The following is a 19202-nucleotide window of genomic DNA, read 5'->3' as shown; positions in this document are numbered from 1 at the left end:
GGCGCGCGGGTCGCGCGTCCCCCACCGGCCGCTCACGTCATTCGCGCTGCGTTGTCAGCGTCAGGGCGTCACGAGCCGCAGGAACGCATCCTGGTTCCAGGTGTCGCCCGCGCCGTCGCGCTGCCAGCCGGACACCACCAGCCCGGACTCCGGCGCCGCCACCAGCGCCGTCGTCGCCAGCGAGCACGTGCCGCTGCCGCACGCCTCCGCCGCCAGCGTCTTCGTGCCCAGCAGCGCGCCGTCCGCCGCGTAGCGGGTGAGCGTGTTGCCGCAGGCCGCCGCCACAGGACCCGTGGCCTCCACCGCGGCCACCGTGCCCACCGACGTCGAGCCGCACGTGGGCTGCTTCACCCAGCGCTCCTGCCCGTCCGCCGCCGCCGTCAGCACGAACGGACCGCCCTCATCCAGCGCCACGCCGTTCCACACCAGCAGGCCCACCGCCTCGCCGGCCACGGCCACCGTGCCGTCCGCGCCCACCGACACGGAGCCCACGCGGCCGTTCACGCCCGGCACCTCGCGGCCCCACGCCAGCGTCCCGTCCGCGCCGAACGCCAGCACGACGAAGCCGCCCGCGCCCTCGTCGTCGAACGTGCGCCCATCCACCGTCACCGGGCCCACCAGCCGGCCGGCCACCACCGACGTGCCCGTGGCGGACAGCGCCACCGCCGACAGCAGCGTGCCCTCCTTCGCGCCGTCGAACGTCTTCGTCCACTTCACCGCGCCGTCCGCCGCGTAGCGCACCAGCCGGGGCGTGTGGGCCTCCGTCGTCCACTCCTCGCCCAGCGCCACCACTCCGCCCACCGCGTCCGCCGCCACCGCGTAGACCTTCTGCCCCACGCGGGTCTGCCACTCGGGCGCGCCGGACTGGGAGAACTTCACCAGGAAGCCGTCCTGCGCCTCGCCCAGCCCGAAGTCCGCCGAGTACAGGAACGCGTTGCCGGACAGGAACACCGCGCCGTCAGCGCCGGTGGAGCCCGCCACGCGCAGGTCGGAGAGGCGGTTGCGCTCGAACTCCTTCGCCCACTGCTTCGTCCCGTCCGCCGAGTAGCGCGACAGCGTCACCACCAGCCGCTCGCCCTCCACCTGCTCGCGGTCCTCGTCCGAGCGCGGCGTGCCGGACGTCACCCACAGCACATCGCCGCCGCGGCCCACCGCCACGCCCCAGCCCGTGTCGTCCTGCGGGCCGCCCTGCTTGAGCGACCAGGGGCTCACCGCCGGGGCCGCGGGCTTGGGGGCCTCGGCGGTGGGCGCCTGCGTGGGGGCCTGGGTACCGGCCGAGGGAGCAGCCGTCTGGGGGGCCGGCGCCGGGAGGGTGCCCTGGGCTTCCGCGCTGGCGGTCACGTCGCCAGCTTCCTCCGCCGAGGCACCGCCACAAGCCGTGCCGCCCAGCCCGAGGAGCCCCGCGCCCAGAAGTGCCCACCCGCCCCAGATGACTCGCCGTGCTGAACGCATGCCGTGCTCCCATGCCTGCCCTGCTCCATCGCAGGTGCCTTGGGAACGTAAGCAGTGTGTCCACGGTCCGGCATTCCCCCCTGTCCAGGGGGCACTGAAACAGGCCGGGGGGCGAACGGGGGTTCAGGCGCGGGGCCGGGCGGACCCGTGGCTTGACGCGTGGAATACGGAGCCCCTGGAACGGTTGCCACCCCACGCTCGGGGCTCCAGGGCGACGGAAACCGTTGGTCCGCCCCCGCCGCGCCGATTAAGAGAACCCTTCCATGGAAAGCGCCGCCCCCGCCCCACTCCCCCCGTCCGACGCCACCCCCGAGGACCTGCGCGCCGTCGAGGAGCTTGCCCAGGCCCGCAACGCCATCGTCGAGCAGATTGAAAAGCGCGTCGTCGGGCAGCGGGACGTGGTGGAGCACCTGCTCATCTCGCTCTTCAGCCGCGGCCACTGCCTCTTCGTGGGCGTGCCGGGCCTCGCGAAGACGCTGCTCATCTCCACTCTGGCGGACGTGCTCAACCTGTCCTTCAACCGCATCCAGTTCACGCCGGACCTGATGCCGTCGGACATCACGGGCACGGACATCCTGGAGGAGGACAAGACGACGGGCCGCCGCTCCTTCCGCTTCATGCAGGGGCCGCTGTTCGCGAACATCATCCTCGCGGACGAGGTGAACCGCACGCCGCCCAAGACGCAGGCCGCGCTCCTCCAGGCCATGCAGGAGTACCGCGTCACCGCCGGTGGCCGCACGTACCCGCTGGAGCTGCCCTTCCTCGTCTTCGCGACGCAGAACCCCATCGAGCAGGAGGGCACCTATCCCCTCCCCGAGGCGCAGCTGGACCGCTTCATGTTCCTGGTGGACGTGGGCTACCCCACGGCGGAAGAAGAGGTGCAGATCGTCAAGAGCACCACCGCTGGCGCGCCGCCGAAGCTGGAGAAGATCCTCTCCCCCGAGCGCATCCTCGCCCTCCAGGAGCTGGTCCGCCGCGTGCCGGTGCCGGACCACGTGGTGCGCTTCGCGGTGGACCTGGTGCGCCACACGCGCCCCAAGGAAGCGGGCGCGCCGGACTTCGTGGCGAAGAACGTGTCGTGGGGCGCGGGTCCTCGCGCCAGCCAGTACCTGGTGCTGGCGGCCAAGGCGCGCGCCATCCTCAACGGCCGCTTCGTGGCCACGGTGGAGGACGTGCGGGCGCTGGCGAGGCCCGTGCTGCGCCACCGCGTGCTGCCCAACTTCACCGCGGAGAGCGACGGCATCACGTCCGTGAAGCTCATCGACCAGCTCCTCACGGTGGTGAAGGGCTAGGCGCTTCCACCCCATGTCGCTGCTCGACGCCCAGACACTGTCCCGCCTCCAGGGCGTGAAGCTGCGCGCCCGCGCCGTGATGGAGGGCGTGCTGTCCGGCCTCCACAAGAGCCCCCATCAGGGCCAGAGCGTGGAGTTCGCCGAGCACAAGGAGTACGCCCCCGGCGACGAGCTGCGCCACCTGGACTGGAAGGCCTACGGCAAGTTCGACAAGTACTACGTCAAGCGCTTCGAGCACGAGACGAACCTGCGCTCGGTGATGGTCGTGGATGCGTCCGCGTCCATGGGCTACCAGAGCGGCGCGATGTCCAAGCTGGAGGTCGCCAAGACGCTCGCGGGCGCGCTCAGCTACCTGCTCGTGCGACAGCAGGACGCGGCGGGCCTGGCCCTCATGGTGGGCGGCGCGTTCAAGGACGTGCCGCCCCGCGCGTCCGCCGGCCACCTCAACGTGCTGCTGGACGCGCTGGAGCATACGCAACCCAAGGGCCCCACGGACCTGGGCAGCGCGGCGGATCATCTCGCCGAGGTGTTGCCCCGGCGCTCCACGGTCATCGTGCTGTCGGACCTGCTGGATGAGCGGCAGGAGGCGCTCAAGCGCATCCTGGCCCTGCGGCAGCGCAAGAACGACGTGGCGGTGTTCCACCTGGTGGACCCCGCGGAGCTGACGTTCCCCTTCGACGACCCCACGCTCTTCCTGGACATGGAGGGCGAGGGCCGCATCGAGGTGAACCCGCGTGAAATCAAGCAGAGCTACCTGGAGGAGTTCGGCGCGTTCCTCGCGGACGTGAAGGCGAAGTGCGCCGAGGCCGACGTGGACTACGAGCTGGTGCGCACGGACGAGCGGCTGGATGAGGTGTTGCTGCGCTTTTTGGGACGTCGCGGGAGGCGCCGGTGACGTTCGGCAACCCGTGGTTCCTGCTGGGCGCGCTGGGTGCGCTCATCCCCGTGCTGGTGCACCTGTTCGACCGGCGCCGGCCCCGGGCGCATCCGTTCGGGCCGCTCGCGTTCGTGCTGCGCAGCCAGAAGCGCACCGCCAGCCGGCTCAAGCTGAAGCGGCTGCTGCTCTACACGCTGCGCACGCTCATCCTGCTGGCCATTCCCATCGCGCTGGCGCGGCCGGAGTTCACCCGCGACGCGCAGGCGGCCACGGTGACGCGCGGGCCGGCGGCGACGGCGGTCATCCTGGATGCGTCGCTGTCCATGCGCTGGTCGGACGGCACGTCGAACTTCGAGAAGGGCCGCGACGAGGCGCGCGACGCGCTCAAGGACCTGCTGCCGGAGGAGCCCGCGACGGTGATGGTGTGCACGTCGTCGCCGGAAGCGCCTCCGCCGCCGGGCTTCGACCGGGCCCGGCTGCGCGGGCTGGTGGACGAGGCGAAGCCCACGTACGGCACGGCGGACCTGTCGCGCTGCCTGGACCTGGCGGCTCGGGCGCTGGAGGAGAACCCGATGCCGGGCAAGCGCCTGGTGGTGGTCTCCGACATGACGGCCTCCGGCTTCCGGCTGGAAGCGCCGCCGCCCACGGTGAAGGGGCCCACGGGCGCGATGGTGAAGCCGGAGGTCGTGCTGCGCGACGTGGCGTCCGGGCGCGAGTCGCTGGACAACCACGCGCTGGTGGACCTGCGGGTGGAGCCCGCGCTGCAGGCGGGCCCTCGCGCGTACCAGTTCACGTTCACGGTGCGGAACTTCGGCACGAAGCCGGCGAAGGACCTGGAGGCCGCGGTGCGCGTGGGCGAGTCCACGCTGGCCAAGGGCTTCGTGGACGTGCCCGCGGGCGGCACGACGCAGAAGACGCTGACGGTGCGCTTCCCGCAGGGCGGCACGGTGGTGGGCCAGGTGGCGCTCGCGCCGGACGCGCTGGCGGAGGACGACCGGCGGTCCTTCGTGCTGCCGGTGCCGCGCGGGCTGAAGGCGCTGGTGGTGAACGGCTCGCCGCACGCGACGCGCTACCGGGACGAGGCCTTCTTCGTGGACGCGGCGCTCACGTCGCCGGGCTCGCCGGTGGACGTGGCGGTGCGCGACGCGGAGGTGGGGCTGCGCGAGGACTTCAGCGCGTATGACCTGGTGCTGCTGCTGAACGCGACGGCGCCGTCGGAGGAGGAGGCGCAGAAGCTGACGGCCTTCGTGGAGAACGGCGGCGGGCTCTTCGTGAGCGTGGGCGACCACGTGAACCCGGAGGCGTACAACTCCCGGCTGGGCACGCTCCTGCCGCGACCGCTGCGACTGGTGCGCACGAGCGCCGAGCGCGAGGACCCCGACGCGGAGACGAAGACGGCGAAGCTGGCGCAGGTGAAGGTGGACCATCCGCTGTTCGCGCCCTTCACGGGCCGCGCGGAGGAGGGGCTCATCGGGGCGCGCTTCTACAAGTACATGCTGCTGGAGGCGGACAGCCCGTCCGCGCCGGGCACCAGCCAGGTGCTGGCCACGTACGAGGACGGAGCGCCGGCGGTGGCGGTGGCGCGCCGGGGCAAGGGGCGCGTGGCGCTGTTCACCAGCACGGTGGACCGCGACTGGAGCGACTTCGCCATCCGCACGAGCTTCCTGCCGCTGATGCAGCGCTTCGCCGCGTATCTCACGGGCTCGCTGGAGGAGCGCGAGGAGGTGCGCGTGCGCGTGGGCGAGACCGTGACGCTGCGTCCGGAGGGCACGCAGAAGGTGGCGGGCGTGCGCGCGCCGGATGGCAGCGAGCTGCCGGTGAAGGCACAGCCGGACGGCTCGTTCGTGGCGGGCCCCACGGTAGAGCCGGGCGTGCACTCGGTGCTGGGCGCGGAAGGCAAGCCGGTGGCCGCGCTGGACTTCGCCGCCACGCTGGACCCGGCGGAGAGCGACCTGACGCGAGTGCCCCAGGACACGCTGACGGCCTACTTCGGCGAGGACACGGTGAAGGCCTCCACGGGGGACGCGGACAAGCCCGCCGTGCCGCTGTGGACCTGGCTCATCCTGGCCGCGTGCCTAGCGTTCTTCTTCGAAGGCACCCTGCTCCGAAAGTAGCCCCTAATGAACCTCCATCCAGACATCAAGCAACTAATACAGCTTAGGTTCAGCAACAAAATCACAGAGAACGTCTCCCTCAAAAAATCTGAAATTGTAAACGCGGGCAATGACGCTCGACGTCGAGGCGTCCCAAATTCAGGGATGGCCGCAGCCGCCATTGCCGAAATCGAAACCAACAACATTCTCCGAGCAACAACCCAAACCCTTGAGGCGCTTAGCAACGACGCGCTCAGCTTAGCCCCAGAAGAACTCGAAGGATTCTGGCAAGAAGTCCATGCCACCCTCCGCGAGTTAATCAAGCAAGAATTGAATCAAGCAAAGCTCAGCATCATAAACACATTCAGATCTCTTGAAGGCCACTCCTCAAACACTGAACTAGCCCTCAATCTACATTTCGGCCAACAAGCCGCCGATCAACTCAATAGGCTTGGCCAGAAAACGCGAGAGTTCCTCATCTCGCAAAAACTACAATTCCCCAAAGGCAGCGCACGAAGCTTCGAAGAACTAGCAAACCAGCTGCTTGCCCTCATCTACAACTCGACCTCAAAGTCGACAAACCACGTCAACCTAGACACAAGCAAGCTCGCTCAAGACCCCATCCACAAAACATCACAAGGCGAGATTGTCGACGCCTTGAAACTGCTCAAACAAAAAGGCCTAATCGACGCCCAACTCATGATGGGCGGAAACTGCTTCGCACGAATCACGCCAAGCGGTCGGCTCGCAATTGAAGTCCCCAAGGAACAACAACCTGCTTCAGGGGCCCCCACACTCAACATGGATATTCCTGAACATTTTCGCTTTCTCGAAAAACACATCAAGACATTTCACGAAGACTACGCATTCGAAAAAAGCGTCTTTGTCATGATGAAATTCCCATCTCCCAACATGGAGGAATGGAAAGTCAAGTGCCTAGACGATATCTACCAAGCAATAAAGGATGAACTCTCCCGCCATGGCCTCACCGCAAGAAGAGCCGATAAGACAAATTATTCCGATCGGCGACAAATGTGGGACAACATCTGCATCCACATGATCGGCTGCAAATACGGCATTGCCGTACTGGAAGATCATGTCGGACCTGAATTCAACCCCAACGTTGCACTTGAGTATGGATTCATGACTGCGCTAGGCAGAAATGTATTGCTGCTCAAGGAGCAAAACTTTGGCCATGTTCGCGCAGACATCCTATCAACCATTCAAGAAAACTTCATTATCAGCGAGAAACACGTTGTCGACTCTGAGTCCGTCAAGAATGCAGTAGAAGGCTGGCTAGTCGACCTTCGCATTCCAGTAAAAATGCGAAGATAATCGACGCCTATCCTTCCTATTTGCTTTCGCAACTCAGTACGCTTTACGCCCATCGACTAACAGGGCGGCTCAGTTGACGTTCTGCCAAGCAGCCGACGCTCGGGGGGCGCACGGGATGCCCCAGGGGCGGCGGGCTCTGACAGACTGCGCGGCCGTGAGCCCTGCTTCCGCCCTCTACCGCGACTGCGCCCGCCTCTTCATGGTGGGCTTCCCTGGCACCCGCATCGACGCCGACCTCGCGGCGCTGATGGACGACGGCATCTACGGCGCCATCCTCTTCAAGCGCAACGTGGGCACCGCGGCGGAGACCGCGGCGCTGTGCCGTGACATCAAGACGCGCGCGGGCCGGCCCTTCATCCTCTCCGTGGACCAGGAGGGCGGCCGGGTGGCTCGCCTTCGCGGTGAACCCTTCACGTCCCTGCCTCCCATGCGAGAGCTGGGACAGCGCGGCGACGAGGCCCTGGCCGAGCGCGTGGGCCGGCTGCTCGCGCACGAGCTGCGCGCCGTGGGCTTCGACTGGGACTTCGCGCCCGTGCTCGACGTGGACACCAACCCGGCCAACCCCGTGATTGGCGACCGCAGCTTCAGCCGCGACCCGGTGGAGGTGGGCCGGCTGGGCGTGGCGCTCGCCAGGGGCCTGGAGGCCGGCGGTGTCGCGTCCTGCGGGAAGCACTTCCCCGGCCATGGCGACACGACGACGGACAGCCACCTCACCCTGCCGAAGCTGCCGCACGACCTGGAGCGCCTGCGCCGCGTGGAGCTGGTGCCGTTCCAGGCCTTCGCGAAGGCGGGGCTCGCGTCGCTGATGACGGCGCACGTGCTGTTCGACGCGCTGGAGCAGGGCGTCCCGGCGACCATGAGCCACCGCGCGCTGCACGACCTGCTCCGCAAGGAGCTGGGCTTCGACGGCGTCGTCGTCTCCGATGACCTGGAGATGAAGGCCATCGCGGACCACTACTCCGTGGCGGAGGCCGCGGTGCAGGGGACGCTCGCGGGCGTGGACCTGTTCCTCGTGTGCCACAAGGCGGACGTGCAGCGCGCCGCCATCGAAGCGCTGGTGAAGGCGGTGGAGTCCGGCCGCGTCCCGCGCGAGCGCATCACCGAAGCGCACCGGCGCCTGGACGCGCTCGCCGCCCGCTTCGCGCACCCCGCCGAGGACCGGCTCGCCACGCTGGGCGACGCCGCGCACCGCTCGCTGGCCGAGGGCCTTGCCAGTGCCTTCACCGGCAAGGACCCCACGGAGGTCATGCTCGCGTCGCGGTAGCTAGTGGCCCGACGACTCGGAGCCCTGCTCCTGGGCCCCGCGCTCCTGGGAGCCCTGGCCCATGGGCCCCTGGAAGCGGCCCGCGCCGCCCTGGTCCCCGGGCACGCGCTCCTGCGGCGTGGTGAAGCCGGGCGCGCCAATCTGGTTCTGCTCGCCCTGGGCACCCGCGGGGCCCGGCTTCAGCGGCAGGCCCTTCGCGTCCTTGGGCGTGTCCGTGGGCGTGTTCTCGCCCTGTTGCTGGCCGGAGCCTCCCGTGCCCGGCGGCGCGGGTTGTTGCTCGTTGGCGACGCCTTCGTAGTTGCTGCCCGTGCGCGGCAGGGGATTGTCGCGGTTGCAGCCGGGGCCCACCAGCGCGGCCGTCGCGGCGCACACGGCCACCAGCGTCCAGCGATGAAGTCTCTTTGAGTGCATGGCCTGCTCCTTCCGGAAGCCGTCACGGCCTCGACAGAAGGAGTGGCCACCCCGGCGCCCCACCGGGAGTGGCAGGGCCGGAGCACGGACGCCTGCTGGCACGCTGGCCAGCGGGCGCCCCTTGAACCGCCGTACAGCTACCGGTCGCGCAGGTAGATGGGCGGGCTGACGTAGCTGTAGGGCGCCTCGAAGCCGCGAGGCGTCTCGTTCAGGTTGCCGGACATGCCGCCCCCCACGCCCTGGGACGCGGGCGAGTAGGTCGCCCCGCCGAACGCCGCGTAGCGGTGCGCCATCATGCCGCCCGAGTCGTCCCACTTGGAGTTGTTGGGCTGGCCGTCCGTGGCCTTCGTGCGCGGGTCGATGCTGGAGCCAATCTTCCCGATGGTGGCGTTGTAGCCCCGGTCCACCGTCAGCACGTGCGCGGGCAGCTTCGCGGCCGCGTCGCCGTGGTGCGCGTCAGAGGGGTTCTCGTGCCCCTGCTGCTCGGCCACGTTGTAGACGGCCTCCGGCTGGGTGCCACGCTGCGCGAAGGCATTGCCCCGCGACTCATCCGGCTGCTTGCCGCCCGTTTCCGGCAGCCCGCCACAGCCCGTGCCCAGCAGCACGCCCGCCACCAGCGCCGCCGCCCCCATCCACCGCTGAATGCCTCGCTCGCGCATGTTCATCGTCTCCGCCATCCCCGAGGAATGGTCATGCCGTCCTCGCCAACCACCGGGCATCCACCCGGGGGCTGGCCCTGCCGGCCGCCCGCTGTCCGGCCCATGGGCCGTCAGGGCTTCATCGTGAACGGCCAGCCCCGCCCGGGGAGAGAGGAGCCAGCCACGGGCGCAGGCATACACGGTCCCGGCCTCCCTGTCCCGCCAGGAGTGCACCGGCGCCCGCCCCGGTGTTTCCGCTCAGGCGCGAGCACCCTTCCGGGCCGCGCTCTTCGCCGCCGGCTTCGCGGCCGGGGCCTTCTTCGCCGCCGGTTTCTTGACAGCCGCCGGAGCCTTCTTCGCCGCGGGGGCCTTCGGGGCAGGAGCGTCGGCGGAAGCACCGCCCTGGAGCGTGGACAGGACCTCCGCGACGTGGCCGGCCACCTTCACCTTGGGCCACACGCGGACGACCTTGCCGTCCGGGCCGATGAGGAAGGTCGCGCGGATGAGGCCCATGAACTTGCGGCCGTAGAGGGACTTCTCCCCCCACACCCCGTACGCGTCCGCCAGCGCGTGGTCCGGATCCGCCAGGAGCGAGAACGGCAGCCCCTGTTTCGTGGCGAACTTCTGGTGGGAGGCGACGCTGTCCGGCGACACGCCCAGCACCACCGCGCCGGCCTTCACCAGTGTGGAGTGCTCGTCGCGGAAGTCGCACGCCTCCGTGGTGCAGCCGGGGGTCGCGTCCTTCGGGTAGAAGTAGAGGACGACGTGCCGCCCCTTGAACTGCGAGAGGGAGACGGTGGCGCCGCTCTGGTCGGGGAGCGAGAAGCCGGGGGCCTTGTCACCTGCTTGGGGCATGGGCATGCGTCGGCTCCATACCCAGACCCCGCGGGCTTCTCAACTCCACGCGCGCGTCGAGCGGACTTCAGTGCGCGCCTTCGCCCGGCGGATGCACTTCCTCGCCCGGCGGGTGCTCATTGGCCTCCAGCCGGACCAGCTCCGCCTGGCAGGTCTCCAGCACCTTGCGCAGCGTGTCGCGCATCACGTCCGTCTGGGACTCGCCCATCTTCTTCGCGAGCGCTTCGCACGCGGCGCGCTTGGCCTCCACGTCGCTGGCGCCCTGGCCCGTGGCGCCGGGGCGGGCCAGGGGACGCGGCGGAATCTTCTCGCGGGCCGTCTTCAGCGCGGCCAGCCGCTTCTCGGCCTCCGGGCGGGCCTTGGAGTCCTTGGGGATGGCCTCGAACTGCGCGGCGACCTCCGCCCAGGCCGGATCCTGCGCGGCGAGTTTCCGGTCGATGAGCTCCTGGTAGCGGGCCTCGGCCTTGCGAAGCTGCTCCGGACCGGGGTCGGTGGAGCAGCCGGACAGGGCGAGCAGCCCCGCCAACAGCAGCGCGGCGGAATGTCGGGGATGAGCAATGCGCACGGTGTGGGACTTCCTCCTGCTGGCCACCCGCTTAAACCACGGCTAGGGTGCGCCGTCGTGGCTCCCATCCTGCTCGCCTTCCTGCTCGGCCTGACCCAAGGCATGCTCCATGCCCTGGGGCCGGACCACTGCGCCGCCATGGCCACGCTCGGCACCCTGGGTGGAGGCCGGCGCCGCGTCGCCATCATGACGGCGCTGCGCTTCGCCCTGGGCCACGCGGCCATGCTGGGCGGCATCGCGGCGGTGTGCCTCTTCGCGGGCGTGGGCCTGTCGGAGACCTTCGAGCGGTGGGCGGAGGTGTTCGGCGGCGCGGTGCTGGTGGCGCTGGCCGTCACCGCCCTGCTCTTCCCGCACAGCCTGGACCACGGCCACCCGCACCTGCCCGGCCACGACCGCGAGCCGCACGAGCACGTGCACACCGTGAGCACCGCCGCGGGCGCCTTCATGGCCGTGAGCGGCGTGCGGTCGCTGCTCATCGCGCTGCCCCCGCTGCTGGTGGGCGGCAGCATGAGCCTGTCCGCGTGGACGTACCTGCCCGGCTTCGCGCTGGGCATCCTCATCGGCATGGGCGCGGTGGGGCTCCTGTTCGCGGAAGGCCTGTCGCGCGCCAACGCGCGCATCAGCCTGTGGATCCAGCGCGGCGTGGCGCTGGGCTCCGGCGCGCTGGGCCTGTTCTGGATCGGCTCGCGGCTCGTCTAGGAGAGCCGAGAGCGAGCCGCGCGGCACCGCGAGCGCTTAGGAGCGCTTGTCCAGGATGCCCAGCGCCATCATCGACACCAGGAAGCCGTAGACGACGTGCTCCGGGCGGTTGGCGAACGCGAGCAGCTCCGCCACCACGCGGTTGCCGTCAATCTTGGGCAGCAGCTCCGCCTCCCAGCGCTCCAGTTCCACCTCGTTGAGGCCGTAGGCGGGGGCGACGGCGGGGATGAGCCGGTCCTCGGGCTGGAGCAGGCGGCGCAGGCGCTCCGGCTTGTAGAGCTTCTTGATGCCCCGGACGATGAGGTTCGCCGGGTGCACGTCCAGCTTGATGGACTCCGCGGAGGCCTTCTCCTTGAAGCTCATCACGTACGTGCCCTCCTCCCAGGAGAAGAGCGAGTAGATGATGGCCTTCACCTGCTGGCCCACGTAGTACAGCCGCTCCGTGTCCTTGAGCAGGGCGCGCTCCACCAGCACGTCGCCGGTGCGGCGGTGGCTCTGCGCGGCGACGGCGGACGCGTCCTGGAGCTGCTCGGGTTTGATCTTCCCCACGCGCACCAGGAACTGCCCGAAGCGGTCCGCCAGCAGGTTGGAGAGCGCGAACACCGGCGTGCCGTTCTCGAAGTAGACGACCTTCTTCACCTTGCCGCGCTGCACGCCCAGTTCGCCCGTCTCGCGCGACAGGTAGAAGGCGGTGAGCAGCGACGGCAGGTTGTCCTTCAGCTCGCCCCGGCGGCTGCCCGGCGAGCCCGCCCCCACCGGCAGCGGATCCGGCGGGCGGCCCGCGGTGGGCGGCCGCACCTGGGTGGACGGCACCTTCTGCATGGGCGTGGCGGTGAGGTTGGCGCCGCGGATTTCGGCCGTGAGGTTGCCGCCGCCGGTGACCTTGATGCGGCCGGTCAGCTCCATGGCGTCCTGCGGGCCCTCCTCCTCCACGTCGATGTCCAGCTCCACCTCGAAGGCGTCCTGCATGGAGGCGGCGGGGACCTTCTTCTCCGCGGGCAGCACCTTGGCCACCGCCTCGAGCAGCTTCTGGGCCTCGAAGGGTTTCTCGAAGTAGCCGGCGGCCTGGTACTTCTGGCGCGCTTCGGTGGCGTGCTTGCCGCCCTTGAAGACGCCGGTGATGAAGAGCAGCGGCAGCTGGGGGTTGTCCTTCCGCAGCGTGTCCGCCAGGTGGTAACCCATCATGTCCGGCAGGAGGATGTCCAAGACAGCACAGCCGGGCGGCTGGGCGCGGGCAGCCTCGATGGCCTGCTTGCCACGGCTGGCGCCCACCACCTCGTACCCAGCGTCCTCGAACAGCTGCGTGAGGAGGGAGAGGAGCTCCTGGTTGTCGTCCACGACGAGGATTCGAGGCGCCATCGCGGGGGGGACCGTAGCAGATTCGGGCGCCTGGGCGGCCAGCGTTTCCAGGGAACGCCGGAAGGCCGCCCCCTTCAGAGGATGGATGCAAGCGCCCCGCTGGGGCGTTAGGGTGGCGCCCGCCTCATGTCCTCCCTCTTCTCCCGCATCTGCCCGGCAGGGTTCCTGGCCGGATTCCTCCTGTTCTCCCCCCTGGTGGCGCTGGGCCAGGAGGGCCAGCCGCAGGACGCGGGGCAGCCGGACGATCCCAACTCCCCCGAAGGGGACGACAACACGGGGCGCGTGCCCACCGACTGCCGCAGCACCAGTGACTGCGCGCCGCGCTTCAGCTGCAACGCGGGCAAGTGCAAGTACACCGGCATCCGCCAGGCGGAGACGCAGGGCTGCATGCTGGGCCCGCAGGCGGCGCTGATGGTGCTGGGCGTGGCCGCCGTGGCAGGCTCGCGGCGCCGCCGGTAGCACCCAGGCCCCCATTCCAAGGAGCGACGCGCGATGCGGCTGGGCCTCAAGGCGGACAACCTCCTGGAGCGGGTGGCGGACTTCCTCAACCTGGCGCCGCAGCCCCTGGCGCACGCCTTCTTCGGGATGATGGCGTCGCGCACGCTGATGGCCGGCGCGAGGCTGGGCGTCTACGCGGCGCTGGCGGACGGCGCGGCCACGGCGGAGGCGCTGGCGGCCCGGCTGAAGACGAGCACCGAAGGCATGCGGGCGCTGCTGGAAGCGCTCATCGCCTGCGAGGTGGTGGAGCTGCACCGGGGCCGCTTCCGGCTGGCGCCCCGGGCCCGGCGGTGGCTGGACCCGCGCTCGCCGCAGGCCATCACGGCGTTCCTGGAGTTCAACTACGCGCAGTGGGACTGGTGGGGGCAGTTGGAGAACGCGGTGAAGAGCGGGCAGTCGGTGGACATCCACCAGTTCGCTCCGGACGACCCGCGCTGGCGCGACTACATCCAGGCCATGTACCAGCTGGCGCGGCTGGCCTCGCCGGAGGTGGCGGCGGCCATTCCCCTGCCCCGGGGCGCGCGGCACCTCCTGGACCTGGGCGGTGCGCACGGCTGGTACGCGGCGGAGCTGTGCCGGATGCACCGGGGGCTGAAGGCCACGGTGGTGGACCTGGAGGGCAGCGTGCGCGTGGGGCGGGACATCATCGCCCAGGCGGGGCTGTCGCACCGGGTGACGCACAAGGAAGGGGACGTGCTGCACGCGGAGCTGGGCGGGCCGTATGACGGCGTGCTGCTGTTCCAGGTGATGCACCACCTGACGCCCGCGCAGAACGTGGCGCTCCTGCGGCGCGTGCGCGGGACGATGGCGTCCCGGGGCACGCTGGCGGTGCTGGAGTACCTGCGCGAGGAGCGGGACACGCAGGGCACGTCCGCGCCGCTCATCGGGCTGCACTACTTCCTCACGTCCGGGGCCGCGTCGTACACGCCCGCGGAGGTCGAGGGATTCCTGGATGACGCGGGTTTCAAGGTGCAGAGCACGCGGCCCATCCGGCATCTGCCGTTGCAGACGTTGATCATCGCGCAGCCGGAGTAGCCGTCCTGGCGGCGGCTTGTCAGACGGTGGAGGTAACTCCACACTCCAGGCATGGCCTATGGCGCGAAACCACTCGGGGGTCCGGCGACCCTCGCTGACATCGAGGCCTTGCCCGAGGGCGTGGTGGGCGAGATCATCGACGGGACGTTGTACACGCATGCGCGGCCCCGGGCCGGGCATGGGCACTTCGAATACAAGCTTCACCGCGAACTGGATGACATCCTCCAGTTGAGCGGAGAGGAACCGGGCGGCTGGTGGATCATGAGCGAGCCCGGCATCCGGGTCGGCGGCTCTCCGGAGTTCATCCCGGACCTCGCGGGCTGGCGGCGCGAACGGGTGCCCCTGATGCCCCAAGGCCAGTGGACGGATGTTCCCGACTGGGCGTGCGAAATCCTGTCGCCGTCCACGCGGGCCTACGACACGCGCATCAAGCGTCCGTTCTACGCACGCATCGGCATCAAGCACCTGTGGTTCGTGGACCTGGACGCGCGCACGCTCACCGTGAGCGAGCTGCGGGAGGGGCGCTGGATGGAGATGGGCGTCTATAGCGAGGAGGATGACCTCATCCGCGCCCCGCCCTTCGAGGAGCGGGACCTGCGGCTGGGTTGGCTCTGGAAGTCGATTCCGCCTCCGGGCTAACGCGGCTTCGGCTTCGCCAGGGGCGGGGGCTTCGGCCTGCGGGCCGCCCGCTCGCGCTCCACCTGCAGCTGGCGTTCGACCACCTCGTGGTGGAACTTCGCGAAGTTCACGGGCTCCAGCAGACGCCGTCCCGGGTTCGGGCCGGCGTGTTCGAGGATGGCGTCCAGCGCGGAGAGCGCCTCCGGCAGGAACTCCTCCCGCAGCAGCACGATGGCCCGGCCCATGAGCGCGGTGGAGACCAGGGCGCGCAGCCGCGGATCCGGCGCCTCGCTGTAGCGCACGTCCACCTCGTCGAACGCCTCCAGCGCTTCATCCACGTGCCCCAGCCCCTGGAGCGCGATGGCCCGCTGCAACAGCGCCACCGCCGTCTGCTCCACCAGGAACGGGTCGGTGCTTCCGTCGTATCCCTTCAGGAGCTCCTCGGACTGGCTCAGCGCCTCCTCGAACCGCTGCCCCTGGTTGTGGGCGGCGAGCACCGCCGTGCGCGCCATCTCCACCGGGACGCGCAGGTCGGGCCGCTGCGCGGCTGCACCAAAGCGGCTCAGCATCCGCTCCAGCCAGTTGCTGCACATGGGCTCCCGGTCCAGGTCCAGCAGCACGCGGGCCCGGTACAGCATGCCCCACGCGACGCCCTCCCACAGCTCGGGCTTGCGCGGGCTCCAGAAGCGGCGCTCCACCTCGTCGAAGTGGACGAGCGCCTCGTGGTACATCCCCTGCTCCGCGATCGCCGCGCCCCGGAACGCCAGCGCCCGCGCCACCTGGAGCTGGAGCGCTGGCGCCTTCGACAGCGTGAAGCGCCGGTACACCTCGTCGCAGAGGGGGATCGCGTCCTCCACCTCCCCCGCGCGCATGAACGCGCGCGCCCGGTCCATCTTCTCCCGCGCCTCCACCTCCGGCGGCACCGCCCCCTCAGCGTCCGGCATCGGCCCGCCCGTCATCCGCCGGCGCCAGCGGTGCCACGTCCCGCCCCTCGCCGAAGCCGAGCGCCCAGAAGCGCGGCCGCACCTCCTCCCTCAGCAGCAGCCGCAGGAGCAGGTACTTCGCTTCGTCCTGGCCGTCCCACGCCATGGGGAAGGTGCCGTAGTGCATCGCCACCGACGTGCTCGAGCGCAGCACGCGGTGCGCCTGGAGCGCGTCCTCCGGCCCCATGTGCACCGGGTGCAGGACGCGCGGACGGAACGCGCCGATGGGCAGCACCGACAGACGCATGGGCCCGAAGCGCTCCGCGATGCGGTCGAAGTGCGGCCCCAGCCCCGTGTCGCCCGCGAAGAGCACCGGCCCGCCGGACGTCTCCAGCACGTAGCCCGCCCATAGCGTCTCCTCCTGGTCCGTCAGCCCGCGGTTCGAGCGGTGCTGCGCGGGCACGGCCCACACCCTCAGCCCCGGCGGCCCGTCCTTCGCGGCCTGCCACCAGTCCAGCTCCTCCACGCGCTGGAAGCCCTCGTCCCGCAGCAGCTCGCGGTTGCCCAGGCCCACGACGAAGAGCGGGTGGTGCGCGGCCTCCAGCCGCCGCAGCGTGGGCAGGTCCATGTGGTCGTAGTGGTTGTGGCTCACCACCACGACGTCGATGGGCGGCAGGTCCTCGAAGCGGATGCCCGGGGGGCGCACGCGCTTGGGGCCCACGAAGGACACGGGGCTCGCCCGCTCCGAGTAGATGGGGTCCGTCAGCACGTTCACGCCGTCCGCCTGGAGCAGCACCGTGGCGTGGCCGATGAAGGTCACGCGCAGCCGTCCCGGGCCCACGCGCTCGGGCGGCTTCGGGCCGGGCGGCTCCTCCGCGGAGTCGCGCCACGGGCCGCGCTTCTCCTCCATCACGGCGGCGATCAGCGTGAGCGGGGACAGCTTTGGCGCGTCGCCGATGTTCTGGAACGACTCGCCGTCGAAGTGGTCCGTCACCGGGCCGCGGTGCACGGTGCCGGCGAAGCAGCCCGTGAACAGCGACAGGGCCAGCGCGGGCCACAGCCGCGTCACTTGATGACGATGGTCCAGTCGCATTCGAAGGGCTCTCCGTCGAGGGTGGGCAGCGCGTAGCGCGAAGCCTGGATGTTGCTGAGCGCCTGCGCCAGCAGGTCCGGGGGCAGGTTCGCCTCGCGCACCTCGCAGCGCTGGGGCACGCCGCCCTGCACCAGGCGGCACGTCACGCGCACATGGTGCTTGCGGCCTTCGCGCCAACGCTCGAAGGCCTCCTGGAACACCGGGTCGTCCGGCGGGCCACCGCGCACGCGCCGGGGCTCCTTCACGTGCTGGGACAGCCAGGCGCAGGCGTCCTTCACCTGTCCGTCACACGCCTTGCCCATCAGCGACAGCGCGCGCAGCCGCTCCGGGCCTTGAGCGTTCGTGGCCAGCAGGGTGAGCGCCTGGTCGAAGCAGGTCTTCGCCGTGCGCACCGTGCAGTCCGTGGTGGTGGCGGGAGGTGTGCCCGCGGCGAAGGCTCCCACGGGCGCGGGGCGCATCAGGTCCTCCGCCACGCGTGCGGGGTCGCTGCGCCGCGGCCCGCATGCGGACACGGCGCCCAGCAGCGCCAGCGAGAGGAGGAGGGAACGCCAGGTCATGGCGCCATCGTAGACGGCCCGGGCCCGGGAAGGGATGTCAGGTCGAGCACCTGGGCCAGGGTGCGCGTCCCGGCGCGGAGGGCATCCGGGCGCACACCGCCGAAGCCGAACACGAGGCCGGACTCGCGGCGCCGTCCGAGGAAGTAGTCCGACAGGGCGGCGACCTCCACGCCGTTGCGTGCCGCTTCATCGCGGACGCGCAGGTCGGACAGCGGCGCCGCGAGCGATGCGCACACCTGCATGCCGGTGTCACAGGGGCGGGGCGTGAGGACGCCCGAGCAGTCAGCACGCAAAGCGTCGAGCAGGGCTTCGCCGCGTTCACGGTAGGCCGCGCGCATGCGGCGCAGGTGGCGAGCGAAGTGTCCCTCCGCGAGGAACACGGCGAGCGCGGCCTGCTCCAGCGCGGAGGCCGGCGCGGACGCGGCGGCGCGAGCGGCGGAGAAGACGTCCACCAACGAGGGCGGCGCGATGAAGAAGCCCAGGCGCAGGCCGGGGAACATCGACTTGCTGAACGTGCCCACGTAGACCACGCAGCCGGCATCATCGAGCCCCTGGAGCGCGGTGAGGGGGCGGCCCCGGTGGCGGAACTCGCTGTCGTAGTCGTCCTCGATGATCAGCGAGCGGGTGCGTCCGGCCCACTGGAGCAGCGCCATCCGCCGCGCCAGGCTCAGCGTGACGCCCAGGGGGTACTGGTGCGAAGGAGCCACCAGCGCGACACGGGCCCTGGGAGCACGAGCGATGCCCGTTCCCACATCAATCCCCTCCGAGTCCACGGGGACGGGCACGGGGCGGCCGCCCGCGGCGAGCACGGCGCGACGGGCACCGGGATAGCCCGGGTCCTCCACCCAGACGGAGTCCCCCGGGTCGAGCGCGAGCCGGAGGATTTCATCGAAGGCCTGTTGGGTGCCCGCGGTGACGAAGACCTGCTCCGCGACACAGCGCACACCCCGCGAAGAGGACACATGGGTGGCGATGGCTTCGCGCAGCGGCGCATGGCCCGAAGGGTCACCGCCATCGAGCAGCCCCGTGCTCGCACGAGCATGGACGCGAGACACCGTACGGGCCCAGAGCGCGGTGGGGAACAGGTCGAGCGCGGGCACACCAGGCCGGAACGCGCGAGGCGCCGAACCCAGTCGCGGAGCACCCACAGGCGCCGGCTTCAGCGCCCGCACGGAGGCAGCAAGCCGTGGCCTCCACAGGACACGGGGCATGAACCCTTGATCCCGGTCCCCGGAGCGCGAGACATGCACGGCGGACCGGGCCGATGCACCGCGCCCCTGTTTCTCCGCGGCCTCAGGGAGCCAGGACTCACGGGAGCGCCGGGGAGCCAGGCTCCAATCTCCGGTGAGCAGGGGCAGCTCGGGCGCGACTCGCGTGCAGGAGCCGGCGCTCGCCACGAGGTAGCCCTCCGCCGTGAGCGCATCCAGTGCCTGGAGGACGGTGCTGCGGGCCACGTCCAGTTCGGTGGCCAGCTGACGGGAGGACGGAATCCGCAGCCCGGGCGCCAATGCTCCCGCGAGGATCCTTGCTCGGAGGCCTTCGAAGAGCTGCTCGTGGAGCGGCGTGGGGCTCCGGGAATCGAGCCGCAGCAGGAGCGAGGACGCGACGCCGGTGGAGGTCTTCAACTGGTATGGCCAG

General features: G+C 70.5%; 19 protein-coding genes. 9 read left to right on the top strand and 10 right to left on the bottom strand.

All coding sequences use genetic code 11. The features are described from left to right. Window positions 1–60 precede the first annotated feature (60 nt). On the bottom strand, window positions 61–1452 hold the full coding sequence (locus JYK02_RS26325) for a hypothetical protein (protein ID WP_242588905.1): 1392 nt from the start codon (window positions 1450–1452) through the stop codon (window positions 61–63). 263 nt (window positions 1453–1715) lie between these two features. Between JYK02_RS26325 and JYK02_RS26320 the strand changes: the two genes are divergently transcribed. From JYK02_RS26320 to nagZ, 5 genes are all read left to right on the top strand, one after another. Further along, window positions 1716–2744, top strand: coding sequence for an AAA family ATPase (locus JYK02_RS26320; protein ID WP_207054956.1), 1029 nt, complete (start codon window positions 1716–1718; stop codon window positions 2742–2744). A 13-nt stretch (window positions 2745–2757) separates the two neighbouring features. Beyond that, complete coding sequence (locus JYK02_RS26315) at window positions 2758–3639, top strand: DUF58 domain-containing protein (RefSeq protein ID WP_207054954.1); 882 nt, start codon at window positions 2758–2760, stop codon at window positions 3637–3639. After that, window positions 3636–5735, top strand: coding sequence for a BatA domain-containing protein (locus JYK02_RS26310; protein WP_207054952.1), 2100 nt, complete (start codon window positions 3636–3638; stop codon window positions 5733–5735). The genes JYK02_RS26315 and JYK02_RS26310 overlap by 4 nt, the downstream gene beginning before the upstream one ends. 6 nt (window positions 5736–5741) lie before the next feature. Next, window positions 5742–7049, top strand: a complete 1308-nt coding sequence (locus JYK02_RS26305; protein ID WP_207054950.1) for a hypothetical protein — start codon at window positions 5742–5744, stop codon at window positions 7047–7049. 199 nt (window positions 7050–7248) lie between these two features. Beyond that, window positions 7249–8313: a beta-N-acetylhexosaminidase gene (nagZ, locus tag JYK02_RS26300; protein ID WP_242589246.1), complete on the top strand. Its 1065-nt coding sequence runs from the start codon at window positions 7249–7251 to the stop codon at window positions 8311–8313. Here nagZ and JYK02_RS26295 read toward each other — a convergent pair whose 3' ends face one another. The 4 genes from JYK02_RS26295 to JYK02_RS26280 all read right to left on the bottom strand — a co-directional run bounded on the left by JYK02_RS26295 (window position 8314) and on the right by JYK02_RS26280 (window position 10782). Then, entirely contained in the window at window positions 8314–8724 is a 411-nt protein-coding gene (locus JYK02_RS26295) for a hypothetical protein (protein ID WP_207054946.1), read from the bottom strand. 137 nt (window positions 8725–8861) lie between these two features. After that, on the bottom strand, window positions 8862–9383 hold the full coding sequence (locus JYK02_RS26290) for a hypothetical protein (protein WP_207054945.1): 522 nt from the start codon (window positions 9381–9383) through the stop codon (window positions 8862–8864). A gap of 237 nt (window positions 9384–9620) precedes the next feature. Next, entirely contained in the window at window positions 9621–10223 is a 603-nt protein-coding gene (gene bcp / locus JYK02_RS26285) for a thioredoxin-dependent thiol peroxidase (protein WP_207054944.1), read from the bottom strand. Window positions 10224–10284: 61 nt separating this feature from the next. Further along, window positions 10285–10782, bottom strand: coding sequence for a hypothetical protein (locus JYK02_RS26280; RefSeq protein ID WP_207054943.1), 498 nt, complete (start codon window positions 10780–10782; stop codon window positions 10285–10287). A gap of 57 nt (window positions 10783–10839) precedes the next feature. Between JYK02_RS26280 and JYK02_RS26275 the strand changes: the two genes are divergently transcribed. Next, window positions 10840–11481, top strand: a complete 642-nt coding sequence (locus JYK02_RS26275) for a hypothetical protein (RefSeq protein WP_120621390.1) — start codon at window positions 10840–10842, stop codon at window positions 11479–11481. Window positions 11482–11517: 36 nt separating this feature from the next. Here JYK02_RS26275 and JYK02_RS26270 read toward each other — a convergent pair whose 3' ends face one another. Beyond that, window positions 11518–12840 carry a response regulator gene (locus JYK02_RS26270; RefSeq protein ID WP_207054942.1) on the bottom strand — a complete coding sequence of 441 codons (1323 nt, stop codon included), beginning with the start codon at window positions 12838–12840 and terminating at the stop codon, window positions 11518–11520. 126 nt (window positions 12841–12966) lie between these two features. Between JYK02_RS26270 and JYK02_RS26265 the strand changes: the two genes are divergently transcribed. From JYK02_RS26265 to JYK02_RS26255, 3 genes are all read left to right on the top strand, one after another. After that, window positions 12967–13299, top strand: a complete 333-nt coding sequence (locus JYK02_RS26265) for an MXAN_6627.5 family MYXO-CTERM protein (RefSeq protein WP_207054941.1) — start codon at window positions 12967–12969, stop codon at window positions 13297–13299. Window positions 13300–13332: 33 nt separating this feature from the next. After that, window positions 13333–14373 carry a class I SAM-dependent methyltransferase gene (locus JYK02_RS26260; protein ID WP_207054940.1) on the top strand — a complete coding sequence of 347 codons (1041 nt, stop codon included), beginning with the start codon at window positions 13333–13335 and terminating at the stop codon, window positions 14371–14373. Window positions 14374–14481: 108 nt separating this feature from the next. Next, window positions 14482–15012 carry a Uma2 family endonuclease gene (locus JYK02_RS26255; RefSeq protein WP_277991406.1) on the top strand — a complete coding sequence of 177 codons (531 nt, stop codon included), beginning with the start codon at window positions 14482–14484 and terminating at the stop codon, window positions 15010–15012. Here JYK02_RS26255 and JYK02_RS26250 read toward each other — a convergent pair. Genes JYK02_RS26250 through JYK02_RS26235 form a run of 4 tightly spaced genes read right to left on the bottom strand, consistent with a single transcriptional unit; the run spans window position 15009 to window position 19189 of the window. Next, on the bottom strand, window positions 15009–15935 hold the full coding sequence (locus JYK02_RS26250; protein WP_207054938.1) for a hypothetical protein: 927 nt from the start codon (window positions 15933–15935) through the stop codon (window positions 15009–15011). The two genes, JYK02_RS26255 and JYK02_RS26250, sit on opposite strands and share 4 nt — an antisense overlap. Then, window positions 15922–17007 carry an MBL fold metallo-hydrolase gene (locus JYK02_RS26245; RefSeq protein WP_207054936.1) on the bottom strand — a complete coding sequence of 362 codons (1086 nt, stop codon included), beginning with the start codon at window positions 17005–17007 and terminating at the stop codon, window positions 15922–15924. Before JYK02_RS26245 ends, JYK02_RS26250 begins: the two co-directional genes overlap by 14 nt. Beyond that, a complete protein-coding gene (locus tag JYK02_RS26240; protein WP_207054935.1) occupies window positions 16980–17564 on the bottom strand; it encodes a hypothetical protein in 585 nt (194 codons plus the stop codon). Before JYK02_RS26240 ends, JYK02_RS26245 begins: the two co-directional genes overlap by 28 nt. Beyond that, window positions 17561–19189 (bottom strand): PLP-dependent aminotransferase family protein, encoded by a 1629-nt coding sequence (locus tag JYK02_RS26235; protein WP_207054934.1) that lies wholly within the window; start codon window positions 19187–19189, stop codon window positions 17561–17563. The genes JYK02_RS26240 and JYK02_RS26235 overlap by 4 nt, the downstream gene beginning before the upstream one ends. Window positions 19190–19202 lie beyond the last annotated feature (13 nt).

Origin of the sequence: Corallococcus macrosporus, from assembly GCF_017302985.1 — a bacterium.
GTDB lineage: Bacteria > Myxococcota > Myxococcia > Myxococcales > Myxococcaceae > Corallococcus > Corallococcus macrosporus_A.
This window is presented reverse-complemented; position numbering and strand designations above follow the sequence as displayed.

Excerpts from the sequence above, each read along its gene's own strand:
- JYK02_RS26315 (WP_207054954.1), top strand. The coding sequence starts at position 2,758 with ATGTCGCTGCTCGACGCCCAGACACTGTCCCGCCTCCAGGGCGTGAAG.
- JYK02_RS26245 (WP_207054936.1), bottom strand. The coding sequence starts at position 17,007 with ATGCGACTGGACCATCGTCATCAAGTGACGCGGCTGTGGCCCGCGCTG.
- bcp (WP_207054944.1), bottom strand. The coding sequence starts at position 10,223 with ATGCCCATGCCCCAAGCAGGTGACAAGGCCCCCGGCTTCTCGCTCCCC.
- nagZ (WP_242589246.1), top strand. The coding sequence starts at position 7,249 with ATGGTGGGCTTCCCTGGCACCCGCATCGACGCCGACCTCGCGGCGCTG.
- JYK02_RS26265 (WP_207054941.1), top strand. The coding sequence starts at position 12,967 with ATGTCCTCCCTCTTCTCCCGCATCTGCCCGGCAGGGTTCCTGGCCGGA.
- JYK02_RS26270 (WP_207054942.1), bottom strand. The coding sequence starts at position 12,840 with ATGGCGCCTCGAATCCTCGTCGTGGACGACAACCAGGAGCTCCTCTCC.
- JYK02_RS26240 (WP_207054935.1), bottom strand. The coding sequence starts at position 17,564 with ATGACCTGGCGTTCCCTCCTCCTCTCGCTGGCGCTGCTGGGCGCCGTG.
- JYK02_RS26325 (WP_242588905.1), bottom strand. The coding sequence starts at position 1,452 with ATGCGTTCAGCACGGCGAGTCATCTGGGGCGGGTGGGCACTTCTGGGC.
- JYK02_RS26260 (WP_207054940.1), top strand. The coding sequence starts at position 13,333 with ATGCGGCTGGGCCTCAAGGCGGACAACCTCCTGGAGCGGGTGGCGGAC.
- JYK02_RS26305 (WP_207054950.1), top strand. The coding sequence starts at position 5,742 with ATGAACCTCCATCCAGACATCAAGCAACTAATACAGCTTAGGTTCAGC.
- JYK02_RS26295 (WP_207054946.1), bottom strand. The coding sequence starts at position 8,724 with ATGCACTCAAAGAGACTTCATCGCTGGACGCTGGTGGCCGTGTGCGCC.
- JYK02_RS26290 (WP_207054945.1), bottom strand. The coding sequence starts at position 9,383 with ATGCGCGAGCGAGGCATTCAGCGGTGGATGGGGGCGGCGGCGCTGGTG.
- JYK02_RS26250 (WP_207054938.1), bottom strand. The coding sequence starts at position 15,935 with ATGCCGGACGCTGAGGGGGCGGTGCCGCCGGAGGTGGAGGCGCGGGAG.
- JYK02_RS26320 (WP_207054956.1), top strand. The coding sequence starts at position 1,716 with ATGGAAAGCGCCGCCCCCGCCCCACTCCCCCCGTCCGACGCCACCCCC.